At 57.4% G+C, this 21,303-nt stretch carries 19 protein-coding genes; 12 read left to right on the top strand and 7 right to left on the bottom strand.

From position 1 onward, the window contains the following. Positions 1-54: 54 nt before the first annotated feature. On the bottom strand, positions 55-1,560 hold the full coding sequence (locus AC0L8N_RS06775; protein WP_473666819.1) for a serine hydrolase: 1,506 nt from the start codon (positions 1,558-1,560) through the stop codon (positions 55-57). A 552-nt stretch (positions 1,561-2,112) separates the two neighbouring features. Between AC0L8N_RS06775 and AC0L8N_RS06770 the strand changes: the two genes are divergently transcribed. Further along, on the top strand, positions 2,113-2,970 hold the full coding sequence (locus tag AC0L8N_RS06770) for a DUF2167 domain-containing protein (RefSeq protein WP_473666818.1): 858 nt from the start codon (positions 2,113-2,115) through the stop codon (positions 2,968-2,970). Between the two features lie 30 nt (positions 2,971-3,000). Here AC0L8N_RS06770 and AC0L8N_RS06765 read toward each other — a convergent pair whose 3' ends face one another. Then, on the bottom strand, positions 3,001-4,251 hold the full coding sequence (locus tag AC0L8N_RS06765) for a M24 family metallopeptidase (RefSeq protein ID WP_473666817.1): 1,251 nt from the start codon (positions 4,249-4,251) through the stop codon (positions 3,001-3,003). A gap of 472 nt (positions 4,252-4,723) precedes the next feature. Between AC0L8N_RS06765 and AC0L8N_RS06760 the strand changes: the two genes are divergently transcribed. The 8 genes from AC0L8N_RS06760 to AC0L8N_RS06725 all read left to right on the top strand — a co-directional run bounded on the left by AC0L8N_RS06760 (position 4,724) and on the right by AC0L8N_RS06725 (position 11,797). Next, complete coding sequence (locus AC0L8N_RS06760) at positions 4,724-7,720, top strand: TonB-dependent receptor domain-containing protein (RefSeq protein WP_473666816.1); 2,997 nt, start codon at positions 4,724-4,726, stop codon at positions 7,718-7,720. A gap of 281 nt (positions 7,721-8,001) precedes the next feature. After that, positions 8,002-8,337, top strand: coding sequence for a thioredoxin (gene trxA / locus AC0L8N_RS06755; RefSeq protein ID WP_473666815.1), 336 nt, complete (start codon positions 8,002-8,004; stop codon positions 8,335-8,337). A 10-nt stretch (positions 8,338-8,347) separates the two neighbouring features. Next, positions 8,348-8,773: an OsmC family protein gene (locus AC0L8N_RS06750; protein ID WP_473670069.1), complete on the top strand. Its 426-nt coding sequence runs from the start codon at positions 8,348-8,350 to the stop codon at positions 8,771-8,773. Positions 8,774-8,902: 129 nt separating this feature from the next. After that, on the top strand, positions 8,903-9,160 hold the full coding sequence (locus tag AC0L8N_RS06745) for a hypothetical protein (RefSeq protein WP_473666814.1): 258 nt from the start codon (positions 8,903-8,905) through the stop codon (positions 9,158-9,160). A gap of 289 nt (positions 9,161-9,449) precedes the next feature. Beyond that, positions 9,450-9,656: a transcription antiterminator/RNA stability regulator CspE gene (gene cspE / locus AC0L8N_RS06740; protein ID WP_068617857.1), complete on the top strand. Its 207-nt coding sequence runs from the start codon at positions 9,450-9,452 to the stop codon at positions 9,654-9,656. Positions 9,657-9,839: 183 nt separating this feature from the next. Further along, complete coding sequence (locus tag AC0L8N_RS06735; RefSeq protein WP_473666813.1) at positions 9,840-10,295, top strand: YaiI/YqxD family protein; 456 nt, start codon at positions 9,840-9,842, stop codon at positions 10,293-10,295. Positions 10,296-10,390: 95 nt separating this feature from the next. Beyond that, the gene (locus AC0L8N_RS06730; protein WP_473666811.1) at positions 10,391-10,837 is read left to right on the top strand and encodes an NfeD family protein; all 447 of its coding nucleotides are present in this window, start codon (positions 10,391-10,393) and stop codon (positions 10,835-10,837) included. Positions 10,838-10,861: 24 nt separating this feature from the next. Continuing rightward, on the top strand, positions 10,862-11,797 hold the full coding sequence (locus tag AC0L8N_RS06725) for an SPFH domain-containing protein (RefSeq protein WP_473666810.1): 936 nt from the start codon (positions 10,862-10,864) through the stop codon (positions 11,795-11,797). 73 nt (positions 11,798-11,870) lie between these two features. On the opposite strand, the gene AC0L8N_RS06720 is transcribed toward AC0L8N_RS06725, so the two are convergent. Further along, positions 11,871-12,101, bottom strand: coding sequence for a helix-turn-helix transcriptional regulator (locus AC0L8N_RS06720; protein WP_473666809.1), 231 nt, complete (start codon positions 12,099-12,101; stop codon positions 11,871-11,873). Next, the gene (locus AC0L8N_RS06715) at positions 12,101-12,817 is read right to left on the bottom strand and encodes a hypothetical protein (RefSeq protein WP_473666808.1); all 717 of its coding nucleotides are present in this window, start codon (positions 12,815-12,817) and stop codon (positions 12,101-12,103) included. The genes AC0L8N_RS06720 and AC0L8N_RS06715 overlap by 1 nt, the downstream gene beginning before the upstream one ends. A gap of 254 nt (positions 12,818-13,071) precedes the next feature. Between AC0L8N_RS06715 and AC0L8N_RS06710 the strand changes: the two genes are divergently transcribed. Next, positions 13,072-13,299 carry a hypothetical protein gene (locus AC0L8N_RS06710; protein WP_473666807.1) on the top strand — a complete coding sequence of 76 codons (228 nt, stop codon included), beginning with the start codon at positions 13,072-13,074 and terminating at the stop codon, positions 13,297-13,299. A gap of 199 nt (positions 13,300-13,498) precedes the next feature. On the opposite strand, the gene AC0L8N_RS06705 is transcribed toward AC0L8N_RS06710, so the two are convergent. The 3 genes from AC0L8N_RS06705 to AC0L8N_RS06695 all read right to left on the bottom strand — a co-directional run bounded on the left by AC0L8N_RS06705 (position 13,499) and on the right by AC0L8N_RS06695 (position 17,294). Further along, entirely contained in the window at positions 13,499-14,845 is a 1,347-nt protein-coding gene (locus tag AC0L8N_RS06705; protein WP_473666806.1) for a metal-dependent hydrolase family protein, read from the bottom strand. Between the two features lie 89 nt (positions 14,846-14,934). Beyond that, the gene (locus AC0L8N_RS06700; RefSeq protein WP_473666805.1) at positions 14,935-16,266 is read right to left on the bottom strand and encodes an aminotransferase family protein; all 1,332 of its coding nucleotides are present in this window, start codon (positions 16,264-16,266) and stop codon (positions 14,935-14,937) included. Positions 16,267-16,304: 38 nt separating this feature from the next. Then, on the bottom strand, positions 16,305-17,294 hold the full coding sequence (locus AC0L8N_RS06695) for a LysR family transcriptional regulator (RefSeq protein WP_473666804.1): 990 nt from the start codon (positions 17,292-17,294) through the stop codon (positions 16,305-16,307). Between the two features lie 488 nt (positions 17,295-17,782). Between AC0L8N_RS06695 and kce the strand changes: the two genes are divergently transcribed. Both kce and AC0L8N_RS06685 read left to right on the top strand, forming a co-directional pair. Then, on the top strand, positions 17,783-18,712 hold the full coding sequence (gene kce / locus AC0L8N_RS06690; RefSeq protein WP_473666802.1) for a 3,5-dioxohexanoate:acetyl-CoA acetone transferase: 930 nt from the start codon (positions 17,783-17,785) through the stop codon (positions 18,710-18,712). Between the two features lie 21 nt (positions 18,713-18,733). Beyond that, entirely contained in the window at positions 18,734-21,265 is a 2,532-nt protein-coding gene (locus AC0L8N_RS06685) for a CehA/McbA family metallohydrolase (RefSeq protein ID WP_473666801.1), read from the top strand. The last annotated feature ends 38 nt before the right edge of the window (positions 21,266-21,303 follow it).

Raw genomic sequence — 21,303 nt, 5'->3', positions numbered from 1 at the left:
CTTACCGATATAGGCCGACAACGCGCGGATTCAAGTCACGCTGCCGGCTTGGTGTTACTCCGCCACTTTCTCGAACGTGTGGCCAAAGACCTCCATCGTGGCGACTTTGCCATGCGGGTCGATACCGAAGTCAGCAAACGTGCCGCTGGACCAGGCCACGTAGTTCACGAGGAACGTATCCAGGTGCCAGTGCGAGACGTCGTATTCGTACATGCCGGTTTTCAGGATCAGGTCGCGACCGCGGCGCATCAAGCGGATCTCTCCCAGGACATCGTTGCTGTAGGTGCCGAGGTAATCGTCCATGTCGACACTGGTACGGGTTCGCTTGAGCCGCGCCTTTTCCAGCTCGGCCCAGCGTTCTGCCCGTTTAGCGTCACGTGCGGCGTAAATGTCAGCAATGCCGTGCAGCCAGTCGGTCCGGGCCTCTGCTTCACGGGTGTCCATTGCTTCCCATAACAGGGAGTGGCGCAGTTCCGAGCCGCCCATGTTCTGCAGCACGATGACCGCGCGTTTTTCAGCCCGGTCCAGGCCAATAATTGCCACGAGCCCGTCGAGAGTGCCGGTGTGGTAGTCGATCTTCCGGCCCTGAAAATCCTGCTGATACCAGCCCAGGGCGTAGCTGCGCCAGTTCGGCTTGGTGAGTTCAGCGCTGGAGTAATAATCGTCAGCGGAGACCAGTTGCGCCGGCTCGAACATGGCCGCAATGCTTTCTTCGGAGAGTATGCGTTCGCCGTTCGAGGCGATGCCGCCGTTCAGCAAGAACTGCGCCCAGATGCTCATGTCGTGCACCGATGACCAGGCAGAACCGGCCGCATCTTCGAGGTTCGGCGGCAGGTCGTACGGTATGGGCTGAACTTTGCCGTCGACGATATCGTGCGGGACGACCCGTGCTTTCCCTTCAGGAATCTGGCCGCGTGTGCCGTACGTCTCGTTCATCCCCAGTGGTGACCACAGCCGATTGTGCAGAAACTGGTCCCAGCGTTGTCCGGTCAGACGCTGGATGATCATCCCGGCCAGCTCGTACATCGTGTTCTGGTAAATCAGGCGGGTGCGTGGCGCAGTAGCGGGTGCTACCAGGCGCATCTTGCGTACCTGTTCTTCAAGTGGCATCAACTGGCGGAAGGTCCAGAAGTCCGTGCTGGGCAGGCCGGTCCGGTGGGCGAGCAGATCGCGGATAGTGACCTGCTGGGGTTGTGCGTCTCTGTGGAAATGCAGCTCCGGCAGGTAATCGATGACCGGATCATCGAGCGTGAGTTTGCCTTCGTCGACCAGCATGAGTACACCGGCACTGACCATGGCCTTTGTGGTGGAGGCATTGCTGAACAACGTGTGCTCGTCGACAACGCTGCCATCGGCGGTCGTTTTGCCAAAGCCACGCTGGAAGATCACATTGCCGTCCTCGATCAATGCGACGGCCAGTCCCGGCACTTGCCACAGTTCTTTGCCCTCTTCGACGATGGCGGTGAAGCGCTCGATATCGACATCGCGGGCTATTGCTTGTGCCGCCGAGAAGAGCAGGCCGACCAACGCGGTGCCGATCAATAGTGCAGTCCGGGACATTTATTGCTCCTTCTGATTTGAGCCTGTAAGCAGTGATCGTGCGGGGCGCCAGCGTATGCGGTTGGCAGCGGCGCAGACCCGTACTTTACAGGCGATCGACTGTCGCTGTCTTGCCATGCTTGCTGCCAGGAGTTTTCGCCGCAGGGGATTGATGTTTAGCGGCAGGGTTCTCAGTCTTGCCAGCGGATTGCAAGCTCGTGCGATACTTTCACCCATGTATTTACGCGTCGCTGTTCGTGACCGCCGGTTCACCAAAGCTGACTACATTTTTCTTGCCGCGTTGCTAAGCGCGATCGGCTCACTTTGCCGGCCTGTTGCTGCAGGCGTTTACAAGAGACAGGCTCGCGGAATGCAAGCAGCCGTAATCCATCCTGGGCGGTGCGCCGCGCATTGGTGAATCAGGCAGCATACTCCTGATGCGGCGGAATCCGCGGGGCAGGTTCTGTGCAATACTTCGCGTACACAAGAATTTGATCGTTTGAGGGCCACGCTTTGTCCAGTGTGCGAACAATCTTAAGTGCTGTATTACTGCTGTCTCTGGTGTTCACCGCAGTGGCACAGGAGCCGGGCGAATACAGCGAGGAAGAAACGCGGGCGTACGAATCGTTGCAGAACAAAATCGAATCGTTGCAACCCAGGAACGGCACGATCGTACTGGCCGACGGCCTTGCCACATTGCGGGTGCCCGATGAATTCTATTTCCTTGATGCGAAAGATGCGCAAACTGTCCTCGTTGATGTGTGGGGCAATCCGCCCGGTCAGATCGTCCTGGGCCTGTTGCTTCCTGCCCGCTATTCACCGCTGGATTTCGAGAGCTGGGCAGTCACCATCGCCTATATAGAAGACGGTCATGTAGCCGATGAAGACGCGGCGGATATAGATTTCGATGCGCTGCTTACCGACATGCAAGAGGATATGCAGGACGCCAGCGATGAGCGTGTTGCTGACGGCTATTCCCCTGTCGAATTGGTGGGATGGGCGGAGGCGCCGCACTATGACGCGACGGCCAAAAAGCTCTACTGGGCGAAGGAGCTGCGTTTTGAGGGCGTTGATGATTCGACACTGAACTACGAGATTCGGGCGCTAGGTCGCCTCGGTTTCCTGAGTTTTACGTTTGTCGCTGCAACCAAACAACTCGACGAAATAAATGCGAGTCGTGATGCCGTTCTGTTGATGACGGAGTTCAACGAGGGGCATCGCTACTCAGATTTCGATCCGAACGTCGACGAGCTCGCGGTCTATGGTATTGGCGCTCTCGTGACCGGTAAGCTCATTGTCAAAACGGGCGTATTTGCGGGCGTGCTCGAAGTTCTAAAGAAGTTCGGTGTCTACATCTTGCTGGCCATCGCGCTCATGTGGCGGCGGTTCATGCGGCTGTTCAGTAGCGACAAGGGCGGTCCGCAGTCCTAGGCAATAAGTTGCGTACCTGGCCTGTTGCGTTCAATCGCCGAAGGGTTGATCTATGGATGGTGACAATGCCGTAAACAACGTTGGTCCATCGTCACTCATGTACAGGCAATCTTCCAGTCGCACGCCGAATTCACCGAACAGATAAATGCCGGGTTCGTTTGAAAAGCACATGCCGGCCGCCAGCGGCGTCGTTTCACCGTGTACAAAATTCACCGGTTCGTGGCCGTCAATACCGATGCCGTGTCCGAGGCGGTGTGACAGTCCTGGCGTCTTGTAGCCGGGCCCATAGCCTTGCTTCTCGTAGTAATTGCGCACGACGTCGTCCACTTTGCCGGCCGGTGTCCCTACTTGTGCAGTCTCCATCGCCAGTTGCTGGCCTTGCTTGACGGTGTTCCAGACCTTGCGTTGTTTGGCAGTTGGTTCGCCGTAAACGAACGTACGGGAGATATCGGACTCGTAGTCATGGACGGAGCAGCCGCAATCCATCAGTACGATCCCGCCTTCGGTAACGGTCTGCGGCTGGCCGGTGCCGTGCGGGTAAGCGCTGGACTCGTTCAGCAACACACTGGAAAACTGTGGCGAACCTCCAAGTGCGCGGGTTGCGTCGGACATCATCAGTGATACCTGTTGCGGCGTCATGCCCGCCTCGATATTGCGGTGCACGTGACGGTATGCCGCCAGCGTTACGTCGTTCGCGACTTGCATCAAGGCAATCTCGGCCGGTGACTTGATCATACGGCAGCCGCGAGTAATTGCATTGCCGGATACGGTGGAGAAGTCAGGTGCAGCCTGCTGCACGCCGTGTGCGATGAAGTAACGGACGGTTTCTTCGATCGCAATTTTGCCGCGGCGCAGGCCGCGATCGCGAAGGATACCCGCGACGAGGGTGAACGGGTCTTCGTGTTCATGCCAGGTTCGGACATCATCGCCAAAGCTCAGGCTCTCGCGGATCGACGGCTCTTCGAAATAGGGCGTTACAACGGCGATCTCGCCTTCGGCGGGAATGATCGCGCCGGTAAAGCGTTCGGAGCGCCACCAATGGATACCTGTGAAGTAAATCAGCGCGGACCCTGCTTCCAGCAGCAAAGCATCGATGCCCGCGGCTTTCATCAGGCGTTGCGCTTTGGCGACTCGCGCCATGCGTTCGGTGCTGGTGATGGCCAGCGCGTTTCCAGTGATGTTCGCAAGACTGTCGCCTGCCGCTGCCTTGGTGACGGCTATCGGCAGAGTTGCACCAAGACCGCTTGCCGCTGCCATTTTAATAAACTGCCGTTTGTTCATTTTCTGCTCCGCTTCAGCTCCTCGCTCCACGTTTCAATATAACAATGGGTCTCTCCGCATCACAGCAACAAGAGTGCCACCGGTCCCCCTCAACTGAAGCGCTGTTCCCGCTTGCCACGGCTGCGGGTGGTGACTATCGGGCCACCGGGAAATGGCGGGAAGAATGCTTAGATGCGCAAATTGAGCGGTCTACGAACTACCGTGGCAGCGCTCAATCGGCATGCCGGAAGAATGCCTTGCGAGAACTGTCTCAAGTTGCACTTTAGGGCCTCGAAGGAGCGTCAAAAAATAGAATAAAAACAGTTAGATACAGATGTTGCCGGCACGCAACAAGTGGCGCTGCCCGAAGTCAGGAATTGGCGCTTCGTAAGACGAATATTTTTGTAGGCGTTGCAAAGTTTGCGGTGCAAAATCGCCGAAAAATTATTGGCTATAGCGGCCAGCCCGGCCGCATTTACCCATTGGGGGTGTCATGTACAAACGCTACAAATACCGACAAAGCGGTCACTGCTTAATCGTCTCAGCCATTACGGCGATATCATTGCTGGGCTTCGCTGCCGGCGCCGGTGCGCAACAGGCTGACGACGAAGTCGAAGAGATCGTGGTAACCGGCAGTCATATCAGGGGTGCCAAAATCACCGGCGCATTGCCTGTCTCGGTTGTCACGTCCGAAGATATTGAAGCAATGGGAGTCGAATCGGGTGACCAATTGCTCGAGTTCATGGCTGAGCAGGGCCAGAACTTTTTCAGTGAATCGGAAAACATCAGCGGCGGCGTAAACTCCGCTCGCGGCGACATTGGTGCTTTCAACCTGCGTAACCTGGGAACCGGCAATACATTGGTACTGCTAAACGGCCGCCGTATGGTCAACGCGGCTAGCTATCAAACGGAGGCCGTTGGTGGCAGTTTTATTCCGGTAAACACCGTTAACTCGCAAAGTCTGCCGGTCTTCGGTCTTGAGCGGGTCGAAGTGCTGCGTGATGGTGCATCGGCCGTGTATGGCGCGGACGCCGTTGCGGGCGTTGTGAACTACGTATTGAAGACGGATTTTGAGGGCTTCAATATCCGCACGCGACTCGCCAGCTATGATCACATGCCGCGCAATGATCAACGCATTACGCTTGAGTGGGGCAAGAATTTTAATGGGGACGCAACCAACCTTAGCGTATTCGCGGATTACTACCGCCGCGACCGCGTCAACTCACAGGACGAAGAGCGTTGGTTCAATGACGATTATCGAGATCGGGTGCCTACGAATTCACCGTGGTTCGGAAATACCTCATTCCGCAACGACAGTATCAACTCGGAGTATGGGCAATACGACTTTACGTCCGGCAGCCTGCCAGGCTTTACGGACAGTGCTGGCGAATTTGAAACATACCCGGCCGGCGATTCGCGCTGTCAGTGGGATCTTGGTTATGGCACATGCGGTGCGGTAGACGGGCAAGGTACTTACCGTTACAGCAACAATGAAAACCGTGATCTCTATGGTGCTTTGGATCGGGTTAATGTCTACGCATTTCTTAATCACAGCTTTGACAACGGTGTTGAGAGTTTCACTGAAGTGTCCGCTTATCTGTCGTACACCAATACATTGCGCCATGCGTCGACCGGTCTTTCTGCAGTTGCCGACCTGCAGGTGGGTGCGAACAACTACTACAACCCGTTCGGTGCAGTTGGTTCGCCCAACCGCTTACCGGACAGCGTCATTGGCGCGGGCACTTTGCCTGACGCCGGTCGTACGCTGATCATCGACAATTACCGCTGGGCACAGGTGCCCCGCATTGTTGACAACGACGGCAAGACCTATCGGATCCTGCAAGGTTTTCGTGGTACCTGGAAAGACTGGGATTGGGATACCGCCGTTACCTGGTCGCGGGCCGAAAAAGAAGACATCACGCATAACCGCATTTCCAACACGTTGATGCAGGAAGCGTTGAACGATCCCACGCCAGCGGCATTCAACCCTTTCGGTGGGCGTGTTAACACGAACATCGAACGGACTTTGATTACCGTTCGCCGTGACAACGAAACCGAACTGAAGATGATTGATTTCAAGGTGTCTAAGAACGACCTGTTCGAGATGCCGGCAGGCCCGGCGGCGTTCCTCGCCGGTGTCGAACTTCGCGAAGAGTCATTCGTTGATGACCGAGATCCGCGCCTGGACGGCACGATCAACTTCATCGACGCTGACGGAAACACGTTCCCGAACGTATCCGATGTACTGAACTCGAGCCCATCTTTTGACAGTCGCGGTGAGCGCACGGTGACCTCGTTGTTTAGTGAACTGCAGATTCCTTTGCTGGAGAATCTGGACGTACAGCTCGCCCTTCGCTACGAAGACTTTGACGACATTGGCGACACGACGGTTGGTAAATTTGCCGTGGGTTGGCGTCCAATCGAGCAGGTACTGCTGCGTGGTTCCTGGTCACAGGGTTTCCGCGTACCGAACCTCGTTACGGTCAATGAAGGCGATGTAGCGCGGTCCAATACACGCGACGACTTCGTTTGCTTCTTCGCTGATCCCGACGAAGACACGCTGGATTGCCGTTATGGCATGCAGCGCCTGGCAGGAGGTAGTCGCCAGCTCAAACCTGAAGAATCGACCAATACCAACTTCGGTATTGTGGTTGAGCCCGTTGAAAACCTGACCTTTACGCTGGACTTCTGGGAAGTTGAGAAAGAGCGCACGATTGGCCTGTTCGGTGAAGAAAACCACACCGCTCTCGACCTGCTGATTCGACTGGGCCAGGGCACCGCCAACTGCGCAGCGGTCACCGGTAACCCGGCTGTGCTGCGTGAAGACCCGGCGTTGCTGGATCCGGCCGAAGCACAGCTCTATATCGACAACGGCATCTGCCCGGTCGGTGCGGTAACCCAGATCGACGATACCTATGCGAACCTGGATACGCGCACCGTGCGTGGCCATGACGTGGGTATTTACTACGAGTTCGATACCCCTATTGGCAACTTCAACATGCGTTACGTTGCTTCCTTCCTGGACAAGTACGAGCAGGTTGCCGGCGGCAACGCTGCTGTACTGATCGCGGCGCAGCAGAGCGGTGATCTGCCGGCGGATGTGCCGGTAACCGGTTTCGCGGACCTGCGACTGCAGGATGGCAATGCCGAAGACAAGCACACGTTGCGGGTCAGCTGGTCGCGTAACGCATGGGGTGCGGCACTCAGCGGGGTACGGCTGGGTAAATTCATCCAGACGTCATTGACCCTTGAAGACCCGGTGAGCGGTGATCCGATCTATTACGTCATTCCTAACATGACGACGTGGAACGTATCGGCCGATTACCGTTTCGATTCGTTCATGGAATCGCGTGCACGAGTGCAGTTCGGCATCAATAATGTCTTTGACGAACGCGCACCACTGGCAGACGAAAGCTTCGGCTACTTCGGTGACATGCACACTGACCTAGGCATCAACTACTTCCTGGATCTGAAGCTTAGCTTCGACTAGGTTCGAGCACGTCAGTGAGAAAGGGGGCCTTTGGCCCCCTTTTTTTGTGTCCGCGTCAGCTGAATACTCCCGCGCCGCATCGTTTTCTGGTTGAAGCGAGACTTGCGGCGCGCATCGCGATGCAGACTGTAACGAATTCAGGCACTTTCCTGTGCAAGGATTGCAATCGACGAGGTTTGCATTGAATTCCGCCGAATCGGCAGCAGATAATGCGACCAACAACCGAGCCGGACCTGATGTACGGTCATTGGCCTGATTTGCCTGAAAACCTGGAGAAATGAATGAGTACCGTTAGTAATGTTTCCGACGACCAATTCGAAGCCGAAGTCCTGCAGGCGAGTCATCCTGTACTCGTGGACTACTGGGCGGAATGGTGTGGTCCCTGCAAGGCGGTAGGGCCGGTCGTGGAAGCCACGGCAGAGAAATACGCCGGGCAGCTGAAAGTGGCCAAAATCGACGTCGATTCCAACAATGCCACGGCCTTCAAGTACGGTATTCGTGCTATTCCGACTTTGATGTTGTTCAAGGGTGGTGAAGTTGTCGCAACCCACACCGGCGCGGTATCGCAAGGGCAGCTCGATGCCTGGTTGCAGCCGCACCTCGACGCAGCGAAATAAGGTGGCAGCGATGAAAAGGCATGCGAAAGCAGAATGGCGGGGCGATCTCAAATCTGGGCAGGGCAACATCAGCACCGATAGCGGCGTTCTTGCCAGTACCCAGTACTCGTTCGGCACCCGCTTTGAAGACGGCAAGGGCACCAATCCGGAAGAATTGATCGCGGCGGCCCATGCGGGCTGCTATTCCATGGCGTTGTCGATGATTCTCGGCAAAGCCGGCTTTACCGCGAAGCAAATCAACACTTCAGCGGCGGTGAGTCTGGAGCAGGGGGATGGTGGCTTCAGCATCACTGCCGTGCACCTGGTGGTGAACGCGGTCGTGCCCGGTGCGGATGAGGCGGCCTTCCAGCAGGCGGCTGCCGATGCCAAATCCGGCTGTCCGGTATCGAAGGTACTCAATGCCGAGATAACCCTGGAGGCCAGCCTCGAAAGCTGAGTCACTCGGTCGTACCGTCGCCAGTCGCTAATAACTAACCGTTATATGGGCTGTGTGGCGGGCGCCCCGATAGACGGCGCGTCCATCCGCTATACTGGCCTGCCGACAATCAATGAGCAGGTGGCCACAATGATCAGACAGCCCTATTGGCAGACAATCGCAGTGGCCACAAGCTTGCTGCTCCTGGGGGCTTGTGCGCAGGACCCGATGCACAAGGACGCCGGCAAAGCCTCCCTGCATTGCCCGGCGGGCAGTACCATGACCTGTGAGGTTGATACCATTGGTCGCATCCGCCACGGCACGTTTGCCAAGAACACTGACAAGTGCGCTTGTGTACAGGAAGGCACCCGTAGCCTCAATTCGCCCGCCATCCCCAGCGTTCATTGAGGAGGGCTGGCAGGGCACTGGGGTGGTTCTCGAACTGCCTGATCCGGCCTTTTTAGACCAAAAAAACTATATTTTTCGGCAAATTAGCGCCTTTTTCAGTTGGACTTGTGCCGAAAGCCCTATATACTCGCGCCAGATTGAAAAAGCGTCACATCTATTTATGCACACCATTTCGGTTCACCTTTTCTGGTCGTATCGTCCTGATTTTCATAAGTAATAGCGACAAATTTCAACCAAACGGGCTCTCTCTGGGGCCTCCATTACTTAGTTAGAAAACAGGATAAACATTATGTCTACCGTTACCGGTACCGTTAAATGGTTCAACGAAGCTAAAGGCTTTGGATTCATCGAGCAAGAAAATGGCCCGGACGTGTTCGCACACTTCCGTTCCATCGTAGGCGATGGCTTCAAGACCCTGGCTGAAGGCCAGAAGGTTGAGTTCACAGTTACGCAGGGCCAGAAAGGTCCGCAGGCTGAGAACATCGTTCCGCTTTAATGGCGAAATGAAAAAATCGGTTTGGGCTGCTCGCAGCGCGAACCTGCCGGATTCCTTTCGGGGATGAAGGTCGAAGAGGCAGGACCGCAAGGTTCTGCCTTTTTTCGTTGCGGCCCTGATCGCTGGAACAGGAAACAACAGACGCAAGTCTGCGTTACCCTTCGCCGGCATGGAAACAACACAATGAAAATCTGGGTAGATGCAGACGCCTGTCCCGTCGTGATCAAGGAGATTCTGTTCCGTGCGGCCGATCGCACCGGGATTGCGCTGACCCTGGTCGCAAATCACGCGCTCCGAACGCCGACCTCAAAATTCATAAGTACGCTGCAAGTCCCTTCCGGCTTCGATGTGGCGGACAATGAAATCGTCAAGCGCCTGCAGCCCGGTGATCTGGTGATCACCGCCGATATTCCACTGGCGTCGGAGGCGATAGACAAGGGCGCACAGGCACTGAATCCCCGCGGTGAAATGTACAGCCCGGAGAACATCCGTGGGCGTTTGAACATGCGTGATTTTCTGGACACGATGCGCGCCAGCGGTGTCGATACCGGCGGCCCGCCGGCGCTAAGCCAAAGCGATCGCAAGGCCTTCGCCGGCCATCTTGATCGCTGGTTGCAGGCAGCGAAGGACTCGTCATAAGCATTTTGCTGAAACCGATTGGCAACGATTGTTGCCTGCGGTCCGCGGTAGCAACTGAGGTATAGTTCCAGAACGAAAAAACCGGGAGATCGGGTATGGCATGGTGGGCATGGATGATTCTGGGTGCCGTTCTGTTCGGCGCAGAAATGCTTGCAGTCGATGCGCAGTTCTACCTCATTTTTATCGGGCTGTCGGCGGCTCTGGTGGGTGTGCTCGGTTTGCTGGGACTGGCGGCGCCCGAATGGGTGCAATGGCTGATTTTCGCGGGTCTCGCGCTGGGTTCGATGTTCACCTTTCGGCGCAAGTTGTACGAAAAAATTCGCGGTAACGTGCCAGGGTTTAAAGAAGGTATCGAGGGTGAGCACATCGTCATCGATTCTGAACTGGCTGCCGGTGCACACGGCCGAACACAGTTCAGAGGCACCGACTGGACTGTTGTGAACAGTGGAGCAACGGCCATTGCGGCTGGCACCCGCGTCATGATCACGCGCAACGAGGGGCTGACCTTGTACGTCAGCGCTGATACTGCTCCAACGCAGTAACCATTCCATCAAAGGGTAAACGCGATGAACTCACTGTATGTGTCACTTGCTATCGCCGCTCTGGTTATTTTCGTCATCGCGAAGACGGCGGTGGTCGTACCTCAGCAAAACGCTTACGTTGTGGAACGGTTCGGCAAATTCAGCCGCATTTTAAAAGCCGGCTTTCATATTCTCGTGCCGTTCATGGAGCGCATCGCCTATCGACATACTTTGAAAGAACAGGCTATCGATATTGCAGAACAAGTCTGTATTACGCGCGACAACGTGCAAGTCGGCGTTGATGGTGTGCTTTACATGCAGGTGCTGGATCCAGGGCGGGCGTCGTACGGCATTGGCGACTACATGTTCGCTATTTCGCAACTGGCCCAAACAACCTTGCGTAGTGAAATCGGCAAGATCGAACTCGATCGAACTTTTGAAGAACGCGGCACCATTAATTCCAATGTCGTTGATGAACTCGATAAGGCATCCGATCCGTGGGGCGTGAAAGTCATGCGCTACGAGATCAAGAACATCAATCCACCGCAGGATGTATTGGGCGCAATGGAAAAGCAGATGCGGGCGGAGCGTGAGAAGCGCGCAGTGATTCTCAATTCCGAAGGTGATAGAGATGCGAAAATCAACAAGGCAGAGGGCGAGAAGCAACGCGTCATTAAAGAATCCGAGGCCGCCAAACAACAACAGATCAACGAAGCGGAAGGCGAGGCAGCAGCCATTCTGGCCGTCGCCACTGCAACGGCGGACGGCCTGCGACAGGTTGCTGCAGCGTTGGTTGATGATGGCGGTCACGAAGCCATGCAACTACGTGTAGCGCAGCAGTATATTGATGAGTTCGGCAATCTCGCCAAGTCCGGCAACACTTTGGTGATACCGGCGAACCTGGCGGATATTTCGTCAATGATCGCGCTGGCGACCAACATCGCCAAAGACGTGCCACGCAAATCGGCCTCGGGTGCCTAGCGGTCAGGCGCTGACAACACGCAAGAAAGCCCGCGATTGCGGGCTTTTTTTTTGCTTTCCTTTGATCTGTCGTTCAGCCGGTATTCGCTTCATCCAGCGCAAAGATCTCATTGACGGTGGTGTTGAAAGCTACCGCCATCCGCAGTGCACTTTCCAGTGACGGGCAAAACTTTCCCTGTTCAATGGCAATAACGGTTTGCCGTGCGACTCCTATGCGAGCGGCGAGTTCTTGCTGGGTCATTTCGCCATGCTGAAAGCGCAGTTCCCGCACTCGATTGCTGACATTGCTCTTCTTTTTCGCCATCAGAGAATGCCTGCGCGGTAGTAACGGATGATCGACCCCTGGTATACCACTTCGGCGATGACCAGCAGCAGCAACCAGCACTGCAGGGCCAGTTGCGTTGGCAATGGCAAGGCAATCAGTACCGGCATGCACCAGAAGCCCGCCGCGAGGGCGTAGTAGGCGTTGCGCAGACTGCGCCTCGAAATCTCGCGGTCACGTTCGTCGGCAGGGTTGTCCAGCTCACCGTGCGGTGAGTGGAAAAGGGCAATGGCGATGTGCCCGGCGGCCATAATTACGACCAGCAGGATCACGGCATTGACGAAGGCAGCTATGGCGCCCTCTGGCGAGCTGCCCACTGTGTCCACGAAGTACAAAGCGAATACCAGCAGCACCGCCGCGAGTGTCAGCAGCGCGCTCTTCTCGGAAATTGAGCGCGTGCTGCCTGCCGATTCCGGGTTGAGCCGGCTCCTGCGCGCTTGGGCGGCCGCGAAGAACAGCAGTCCTGCGCCCACGCATTGCACGACACTGCCGAACAACACGGGTGTGCCGGTAATGAACTGTGTCGCCAGGTAGGTGCAAGGTGCCAGTGCCAGCAGTCCGGCGCCACCCAACGCAAACCCGAGTTCGGGACGCAGGTGCCGGGCGCCCTTTTGCCGGTATATGAAGACGGCGACAGCGATGGCCGTGCTGAACCAGAGGGCGGCAACGATCAGCGATATTGACGAAAATGCGGTCATCGTGAGCTCCAGTGAGGTGTTGGGCCAAAGATAAGGTGTTAGATAAACATTACATTGGCGAGATGTCAAATTTATATTACATTAGGTAATGTTTACGTGACTTTGATGGCAGCGTGCTATCGGTTCTGTATGGCGCGACCGGTCGGTCTTCAAGCGTCTGACTTTATTGACAAATGTGAAGTGCGGCAGAGAATGGGCCGTGCTGGAAGCGCATGCTGGACAGCTATCAGGAATTGACTAGGAGGCTGCTTCCCATGTGGTTGCCATCCCGCCTGTACGAATCTCTACCGTGGGCCTATGTGTTGATCGGCGTCCTGTTTGTGGGCGGCGTGTATTACATCGACGCTCACAGTTACGGAACGCTCGTGTACTTTGTTCTTGGTCTCGTTTGCATCGGCGGCGGAATAAGCGTTGCCCGTTTACGTACCAGCATCAGGCGCGCCGCGCGAGCAGCCTCCGACCCGACCACTCCGGCAGACTGAGGGCCACCGGGCCTTTCCAGGCTGTGAGTTTGTTGCGCGGCCAAGGTCGCACAGCGCCAAGAGCGACTCGGATTCCAAGTACCCCTCCGGCCCTGGCAGCAACAGGGCGAAGCACCGTCAACGGTTCTTCGGTGTCCGCGACCGGGAAGTGGCCGCGAGCGTTCGGTCTGATGAGACGGACAACGTCGGTACCGGCCAGTTACTCAGTCGCAGGCGCCTTGAACAACAGGCCACCCATAACAACCGTGTCTACGTTCTCCATGATGTTGATGTCACGCAAGGGGTCACCGGCGACAGCGACAACGTCTCCCAGCCGCCCGCGTTCGATCGCGCCCACGCGCGATCCGTTCCTGAGGTAACGTGCGGCAACTGAAGTGGCGGCCTTAATCGCTTCCATCGGGCTCATGCCCCATTCGACCATGTAGGCAAACTGCTTCGGGTTCATGCCGTGCGGGTAAACGCCGGAATCCGAGCCGAATACGACAGTAACGCCCGCAGCATGTGCCTTGCGGAAATTCTGTCTCTGAATCAGGGTGGTTTCATCGTTCTTGCGGAGAAACTCTTCGGGCCATTGCATGCGACGTCCTTCTGTCGCTATCCAGTCGCCATTGAAAACATCCATCGACAATGCAACGTTGTGCTCGATGGCCAGACGAATGCCTTCATCATCAATCAATGACGCGTGTTCGATGGTATTCACGCCCGCGAGGATGGCGTCTTTAATGGACTGAGCGCCGTGGGCATGCGCAGTGACCGGTACGCCCGCCTTCTTTGCTACTTCGACCACGGCGCGCAGTTCGTCCGGCGTCATCTCCGGTGCACCCGGCACGCCGCCGTAGGCGAGTACGGCACCGGACGCGATGACTTTGATAACGTCTGCGCCGCCTGCAATAGCATCCAGTGCTTTCTGCCGAAAGGCGTCAGCACCGCGTGCGACGCCAAGTCGCAGGTGAGCAGGGATGTCACTTTCTTCCAGATTCGGCAGCAGCAGGTCGCCGCCGCCGCCCGGAATCGTCAGGTAAAAGCCCGCTACGTCCATGCGCGGTCCGATCGTTGCGCCACGATTGATTTCGTCGCGCAGACTGCGGCTGGTCCAGCCGTAGTAAACGCCGACATTGCGGACCGTCGTAAAGCCGGCCATCAAGGTTATTCGCGCAAGCGGACGCGCAAGGTCCAGCGTTTCGGTCTCGCTGCGAGTGAGGTAAACGTACAGGTCGTTGGTGTCCTGCTGTGATTCGACCACGTGCGTGTGCATGTCGATCAAACCTGGCATGCAGGTGTGATCGGGCAGCTCGAGTACTTTCGTATTGGCTGGCGTGGCGAGTCGTGTACCGATTGCTGCAATGACGCCGTCCTGAATCAACACGTCCTGATGTTGGCGTGCATGCTCGCTGATACCGTCGATGAGCGAGCCGCAACGCAGCAGAATATTGCCGCTGTTCGGTTGAAAAGGTGCGTCAGCAACCCGTGCTGGAGGTGTGGATGCGCAGGCGCTGAGTAACCACAGCACCGCGAGTGACGAACCGATAGCGACCTGCTTTTTCATGCATCCTCCAATTGAACAAAAACGTGTAGTCTGGAATTTGCCAGTGTCCACCTAATGCAGCACCGGGTGTTCGAGACCTTTCATTGCTGCTACAGCTCGTTGCTGAACTGCTGCAGACTTGCGCGCAACTTTTGCAGAATTTCGTCGACCTGTTGCAGGGTGGTGATCATCGGCGGGCAGACCATAATGTGGTCGCCGCTATTGCCGCCACGGGTGCGTCGGGCATACACAATCAGCCCGCGGTCATAGGCAATGTCGACAATCCGGTTCGCCGCGTTCATGGCGGGCGGGAGTACCTGCATTGTTTCGCGATCCTTGACCAGTTCCATAGCGAGCAGCAGGCCTTTGCCGCGGACATCACCGACGAACGGAAATTCGTCCATCAATTCCGTTAATGCTGATTTGAGTGCGGCGCCGACCGTGCTGGTGTTTGCTATCAGGTCCTGTTCGCAGATCTCGTTGACCACGGCAAGGCCCGTTGCGCAGGCCAGTGGATTGCCGGCCGAGGTGAAGCCGTGTTGAAACGCATTGTGGTCAAGTACCGCATCCACGATATCCGCGCGCGTCAACATCGCGCCCAGCGGTACGTAGCCTGCGCCGAAACCTTTCGCCAGCGCGGCGATGTCAGGCACCACTTGCCAGTGATCACAGCCGAGAAACTCCCCGGTACGTCCGGCACCGGTCATGACTTCATCGGCGATCAGCAGGATGCCGTACTGGTCACAGATTTCGCGAATCCGTGGCAGGTAACTGTCGGGCGCGACCAGTGCACCGGTTGAGGCGCCGCCGATCGGTTCAACGATAAAGGCCAGGACGGTCGAGGGACCCAGTTCTTCAATCTTGTCAGCCAGCATATTGGCGTAACGCAGGCCCCGTTCCTCGTTGGACAAATCGTCGCGATCTAGGTAACAGGTTGGTGCCGGTATTTTCGGCATCGTTCGCAGCATCGGCGCGAACGGTTCTGTCAGCGTGTCGTACCCCGTTATAGCCAGCGCACCGAGCGTTGAGCCGTGATACGAGGGGTGGCGGGAGATCACCTGATAGCGTTGCGGTTCGCCGCGGGCAATGGCGTACTGGCGCGCCATCTTTATACAACTCTCAACAGCCTCGGAACCGCCAGAAACGTAAAACACGCGATCAAGCGGTGCCGGCGACAGTTCAGCAACACGGCGCGCAAGTTCTTCGGCAGCATCGTTCTCGAAATGCAGACGATAGCCGAACGTGGATTTTTCCATCTGCCGGCGCATGGCTTCCAGTACCCGAGGATTGCTGTGCCCGACGTTGGAAACCATCGCGCCGCTGCAGCCGTCGAAGTACTGTTTGCCGTCGACGTCCCACAGGTAGCAGCCTTCGGCCCGGTCAAGACGCGGTCTGTGTAAGCGCGTCTGATAAAAGACATGCGATGGTGCATTTTTTTGCATGGCAGATTCTCTGGCGACCAATGTGTGCCGCCGCTTTGTTATTCCAGGCCGTAGGTGCGTTCGTCGAGCGGCGTTACGGCTACTTTCTCAAGGAGAATTTCGCTGAAGCGTTCTTCAGCGCGATTTAATCTTGCCTTTGGATTCCGAACCACAAAAATCGGAACCTCCGGCGGGTTGTCATACGGTGGCAGGCGCCACAGCAAACCGTCACGCACATCGCGCTCAACCACGTGGATGGGTAGCGGGCCTATGCCCAAATTGGCGATGATCATCCTGCGCACTTCTTCCAGATTGCTGCTTACGCCGCTGATATGCGAGTGCAACTCCGCCTGCTCGCGCAACAGCGCGATTGGCCTTAGCACGCCATCCAGCTGGTCAGCGCCGAACGACACGCTGTACTCGCCCCGCAGGTCCGCCATCGTCAATCCGGTCTTGCCGAACAAGGGGTGCCGCGGGCCGCAGAAAAAGCCAAAGTGTTCGCGGTAGAGCACCGTGTACTCGAGGCTGTCGTGTTGTTCGTTGGCAAGGCAGATTGCCATGGCACAACGCTTTTCCAGTACGGCCTCGACCGCCGCTGTGCTGGCACTGACCGACACGGATACGACGGCTTGCGGGTGCCGTTCGTGAAATTCGCTGAGCGCCTGATCGACCAGCGGGCAGACGACGTGGCTGGCCACGTGGATGCTGACCTTACCCTGCACATCGTCGGGAATGTCGCGCAAGGCAATGGACAGGCGGTTGACGCTGCCAAATATATCCACGCTCTCGCGGTAAAGTGCCTGGCCTTGCCGGGTGACGCGAAACGCGCGCGGTCCGCGCTCAACCAGGCGTTGCCCCAGACTTTCTTCGAGGCGCCTGAGGGCGTTGCTGACCGTGGGTTGTTTGAGCCTGAGCTTGTTCGCCGCAGCGGTTATACCGCCTGCCTGCACGATGACGGTGAACGTCCGCAGCAGATTCCAGTCGAGCTGCCAGACGAGATGCTCCGGGTCGGTTGCTGACAGGTGCGGATCCGGGGGTGCCTGAGTCATATTTTATATTCCGTTTTTCTATGAAACGTTTGGCTAATATGAGCGTGAGGAATGATATACCAGTCGCGAGGGCTGGCGCTACAGCGTCGTTTGCGCATCCCGGAGCGCTGCTTGCCCGAGATTCGAGCGGTGCCGACGTCGCGGTGCGCGCCACGGAGGGGGGTCGGTCAATGGCGGCGACCAGCGGGTGGATTGCCGTCGAACGGTGCGGTTTTTGCCGTCGGTCTTCCGCTGTCGTCATTCCGTAAATCAATAAACAGATTCATCGATAGGCAGTTGTGGAATGGCAGCTTTCAGTCAATGATGATCTTTCGCCGCAGCGCGGCGGGTACGCACGAACAGCGCAACACCGTCCGCGATCTTAACGGTCGTAGCAGAAGTCGTTAGTGAGCACGGCCGGATGCTACGGCTTTCATCTTAACTTCGGGGCGCGACCCCATCCCGGGTAAGCGAAGTCAGTCGTCTCGCCGGGAGGCCAGAGGCAGTCAGTGAAAAACAAAGTCATCATCACCTGTGCCGTCACAGGATCAATACACACACCGACAATGAGTCCGCACTTGCCGGTGACGCCAGCGGAAATCGCCACTGCCTCTATTGAGGCAGCAGAGGCGGGTGCGGCGATTATTCATCTGCATGCACGCAATCCCGACAACGGTTACCCCAGTGCCGATCCGAAGCATTTTCTGCAGTTCATGCCCGTCATAAAAGAGCACTGTGATGCCGTGCTGAATGTTTCCACCGGCGGCAGTTCGCTGATGAGTCTCGATGATCGTCTGGCACCCGCGCGGGCAGCGAGCCCCGAGATGTGTTCGTTAAACATGGGCTCGATGAATTTCGGTATTTTCCCGCTCAAAGACCAGTACACCGAGTGGAAATACAACTGGGAACCCGAGTTATTGGGCGCGACACACGAGCGCATATTCAAGAACACGTTCGCTGACATTGAAATGATCGTTGATGATCTTGGCGGCAATCACGATGCGCGCTTTGAATTCGAGTGCTACGACGTCGGTCATATCGAGACCCTTGCCTACTACCTCAAGCAGGGACGAGTGAAAGCGCCGTTGTACGTGCAGTTTGTCCTCGGCGTGCTGGGTGGCGTCGGCGCCTCACCGGAAAACCTTGCACACATGAAAGCAACGGCTGATCGATTGCTGGGTGACAATTATCTGTTCTCGGTTCTCGCAGCCGGCGGCAAACAGATGAAGCTGGCGACCATGGGTGCGATCCTCGGCGGCAATGTGCGAGTTGGCCTCGAAGACAGTTTGACCATCGCCAAGGGAGAGCTGGCGCCGAGCAATGCAGCGCAAGTGCTTAAAATCCGCCGCATCCTCGAAGAATTGGGTTACGAAATTGCAACGGCAGACGATGCGCGCAAGATGTTGCAGCTGAAAGGCGTGGACGCCGTCGCTTTCTAAACAGTCAACGGAGAAATGCCTGTGATTCGCTACACGCGGTTGTTCCTGCTCGTATGCATGCTGCCTGTCGCGATAGCCGTTGCGGCGGAACGCACGCCGGTCCTGTCGCAAATCAAAGTGCCGCATGACTACTACTTCCGGGAGATGTACCTGCCGCAGCTCACCAGCGGGCCAAGTTCGCTGGCGTGGCTGCCGGACAGCCAGTCGCTGGTCTACTCGATGCAGGGCAGTCTGTGGCTACAGCGCCTGGACTCGAATCGGGCTCGGCAGCTGACGAGTGATCCGGGCTACGACTATCAGCCCGATGTTTCGCCCGATGGTCGAACGGTGGTGTTCGCGCGTTATGACGGCGACGCGCTCGAACTGCACGCCCTCGATCTTGCCAGCGGCAAGGTTCGCGCATTGACCAGCGACGGCAACGTCAATCTGGAGCCGCGCTTCGCGCCGGATGGCAAACGCCTTGCATGGGTCTCGACCCGCACGAACGGTCGTTTCCATGTGTACATCGGTTCGTTCACGGAGCAGGGGCTCGAGAGCGCGCCGATGCTGCCGGAGCGGGCCAGCCGTACACCGCGTTACTACTACGGCGAATTCGATCACGAACTGAGTCCGAGCTGGTCACCGGATGGCAAGTCACTGCTCTACGTCAGCAACCCGGAAGTTATCTATGGCAGCGGCGCGATCTGGCGCCGTGATCTCGGCAGCGGTGAAACCGTGCCGGTTCGGCTGGAAGAAACCACCTGGCGCGCGCAGCCGGATTGGGCACCGGATGGCAAACGTGTCATCTATTCGTCTTATCTGGGCCGGCAATGGCATCAGCTGTGGCTGACAACGGCAGCGGGCGGTGGTGATCCGGTACCGCTCAGTTACGGCGATTACGACGTTACGGCGGCACGCTGGTCCCCGGACGGTGAGCGGATTGCCTACCTTGCCAACGAAGACGGAGACCTTGAAATTCGCGTGCAGGACGTTACGGCTGGCGCAGTAATGACACTCGCGATTGACGAGCGTGACTGGTTGCAACCACGCGGCACTGTCGTGGTTCGAACTCTGGGTGCCAACGGCAAGCCTGTCGCCGCGCGGGTGATGGTTAGCGGCGCGGACGGGCGGCGTTACGCGCCGGATGATGCCTGGCTGCATGCGGATGACGGCTTCGACCGGCAGGCCGCCCGCTTTGAGCCGCAGTATTTCCACAGCGACGGTGTCGCCAGCGTGTCACTGCCTGCGGGCGAGGCCCGCATCGTCGTCTGGCGTGGCCTTGAGCACCACATCGCGCGGCGCACAGTCGATGTGCAGAAAGACGGGACTCGCCAGATCGACATACAACTTGAGCCGCTCAACCTGCCTGAGGAATGGCAGCAGCAGATCAGTGCGGACGTCCACGTGCACATGAACTACGGCGGTCACTATCGCAATACGCCGGCGCGACTGGTGCAGCAGGCGGCTGCGGAAGACCTTGATGTTGTCTTCAACCTGGTCGTCAACAAAGAACAGCGCATACCGGACATTCACGCGTTTTCGACGACGCCCGATACGGCGTCGACCGCAGCTACGTTATTGCTGCACGGTCAAGAGTTTCACACCAGCTACTGGGGTCACCTCGGTCTGCTCGGTCTCGATGAGCATTTCCTGTTGCCGGGTTACACGACCTATGCGAATACCGGGCTGGCCAGTCCGTTTCCGGATAACACCACGGTGGGCCAACTCGCTCATGCGCAAAATGCACTGGTTGGCTATGTGCATCCCTACCTGAGTATTCCTGATCCCGCGAACGAATCGCTCAGCAATGCATTGCCTGTCGACGCAGCACTCGGCACGGCCGACTACTACGAAGTTGTTGGTTTTGCGGATCACCGTACCTCGGCTGAGGTTTGGTACCGCTTGCTCAATTGTGGCATGCCGCTCGCCGCGGCCGGCGGCACGGATGCGATGGCCAACTACGCTTCATTGCGTGGTCCGGTCGGTATCAACCGTACCTACGCCGAGATCAGCGGCAATCCGGCGACCCCGGAGGAACGTCGTGCCGCGTGGCTCGCGGCATTGCGAGCCGGGCGGACCATTGCCACCAATGGACCGCTACTCAATCTGTCTGTTGACGGCCATGCACCGGGCGAGAACATCAGTGTGCCGGCCGGCGGCGGGGAGCTGAGTTTCAAGGGTTACCTGCGCTCGCTGGTGCCCATCGATCATCTGGAGCTGGTGCAAAATGGCGAGGTTATTCGACGTTTCCAGATCAGCGAGAACGGCATGCGCGCCGATATCGAAGGCAGTGTCTCGGTTCAAGACGATGGCTGGTTGGTGTTACGGGCATGGAACGACGAGCCTTCGCCCGACGTGTTTGATCTGTACCCTTATGCAACAACCAACGCAGTGTTCACCGACGTTGCAGACAGCGAACTGGCCTGCGGCAATAACGCAGACTATTTTATTGCGTGGCTGGACGATCTGCGCGACAACACTGCCGAACACCCGGACTACAACACGGAGCAGGAGCGTCGCACGGTGTTAGAGCATATTGCTGCAGCACGCGCGGTTTTTCTGGAGCGCCGCTAGAGGTCGCTGGCATGAGCCTGTAGTCGGGCTTGTGATCT

The sequence above is a fragment of the Woeseia sp. D3-10 genome (genome assembly GCF_055809415.1).
This window is presented reverse-complemented; position numbering and strand designations above follow the sequence as displayed.

Coding starts and splice junctions, on each gene's coding strand:
- AC0L8N_RS06695 (WP_473666804.1), bottom strand. CDS start 17,294: ATGACTCAGGCACCCCCGGATCCGCACCTGTCAGCAACCGACCCGGAG.
- AC0L8N_RS06700 (WP_473666805.1), bottom strand. CDS start 16,266: ATGCAAAAAAATGCACCATCGCATGTCTTTTATCAGACGCGCTTACAC.
- cspE (WP_068617857.1), top strand. CDS start 9,450: ATGTCTACCGTTACCGGTACCGTTAAATGGTTCAACGAAGCTAAAGGC.
- trxA (WP_473666815.1), top strand. CDS start 8,002: ATGAGTACCGTTAGTAATGTTTCCGACGACCAATTCGAAGCCGAAGTC.
- AC0L8N_RS06720 (WP_473666809.1), bottom strand. CDS start 12,101: ATGGCGAAAAAGAAGAGCAATGTCAGCAATCGAGTGCGGGAACTGCGC.
- AC0L8N_RS06710 (WP_473666807.1), top strand. CDS start 13,072: ATGTGGTTGCCATCCCGCCTGTACGAATCTCTACCGTGGGCCTATGTG.
- AC0L8N_RS06750 (WP_473670069.1), top strand. CDS start 8,348: ATGAAAAGGCATGCGAAAGCAGAATGGCGGGGCGATCTCAAATCTGGG.
- AC0L8N_RS06760 (WP_473666816.1), top strand. CDS start 4,724: ATGTACAAACGCTACAAATACCGACAAAGCGGTCACTGCTTAATCGTC.
- AC0L8N_RS06725 (WP_473666810.1), top strand. CDS start 10,862: ATGAACTCACTGTATGTGTCACTTGCTATCGCCGCTCTGGTTATTTTC.
- AC0L8N_RS06735 (WP_473666813.1), top strand. CDS start 9,840: ATGAAAATCTGGGTAGATGCAGACGCCTGTCCCGTCGTGATCAAGGAG.
- AC0L8N_RS06730 (WP_473666811.1), top strand. CDS start 10,391: ATGGCATGGTGGGCATGGATGATTCTGGGTGCCGTTCTGTTCGGCGCA.
- AC0L8N_RS06715 (WP_473666808.1), bottom strand. CDS start 12,817: ATGACCGCATTTTCGTCAATATCGCTGATCGTTGCCGCCCTCTGGTTC.
- AC0L8N_RS06765 (WP_473666817.1), bottom strand. CDS start 4,251: ATGAACAAACGGCAGTTTATTAAAATGGCAGCGGCAAGCGGTCTTGGT.
- AC0L8N_RS06705 (WP_473666806.1), bottom strand. CDS start 14,845: ATGAAAAAGCAGGTCGCTATCGGTTCGTCACTCGCGGTGCTGTGGTTA.
- AC0L8N_RS06775 (WP_473666819.1), bottom strand. CDS start 1,560: ATGTCCCGGACTGCACTATTGATCGGCACCGCGTTGGTCGGCCTGCTC.
- AC0L8N_RS06745 (WP_473666814.1), top strand. CDS start 8,903: ATGATCAGACAGCCCTATTGGCAGACAATCGCAGTGGCCACAAGCTTG.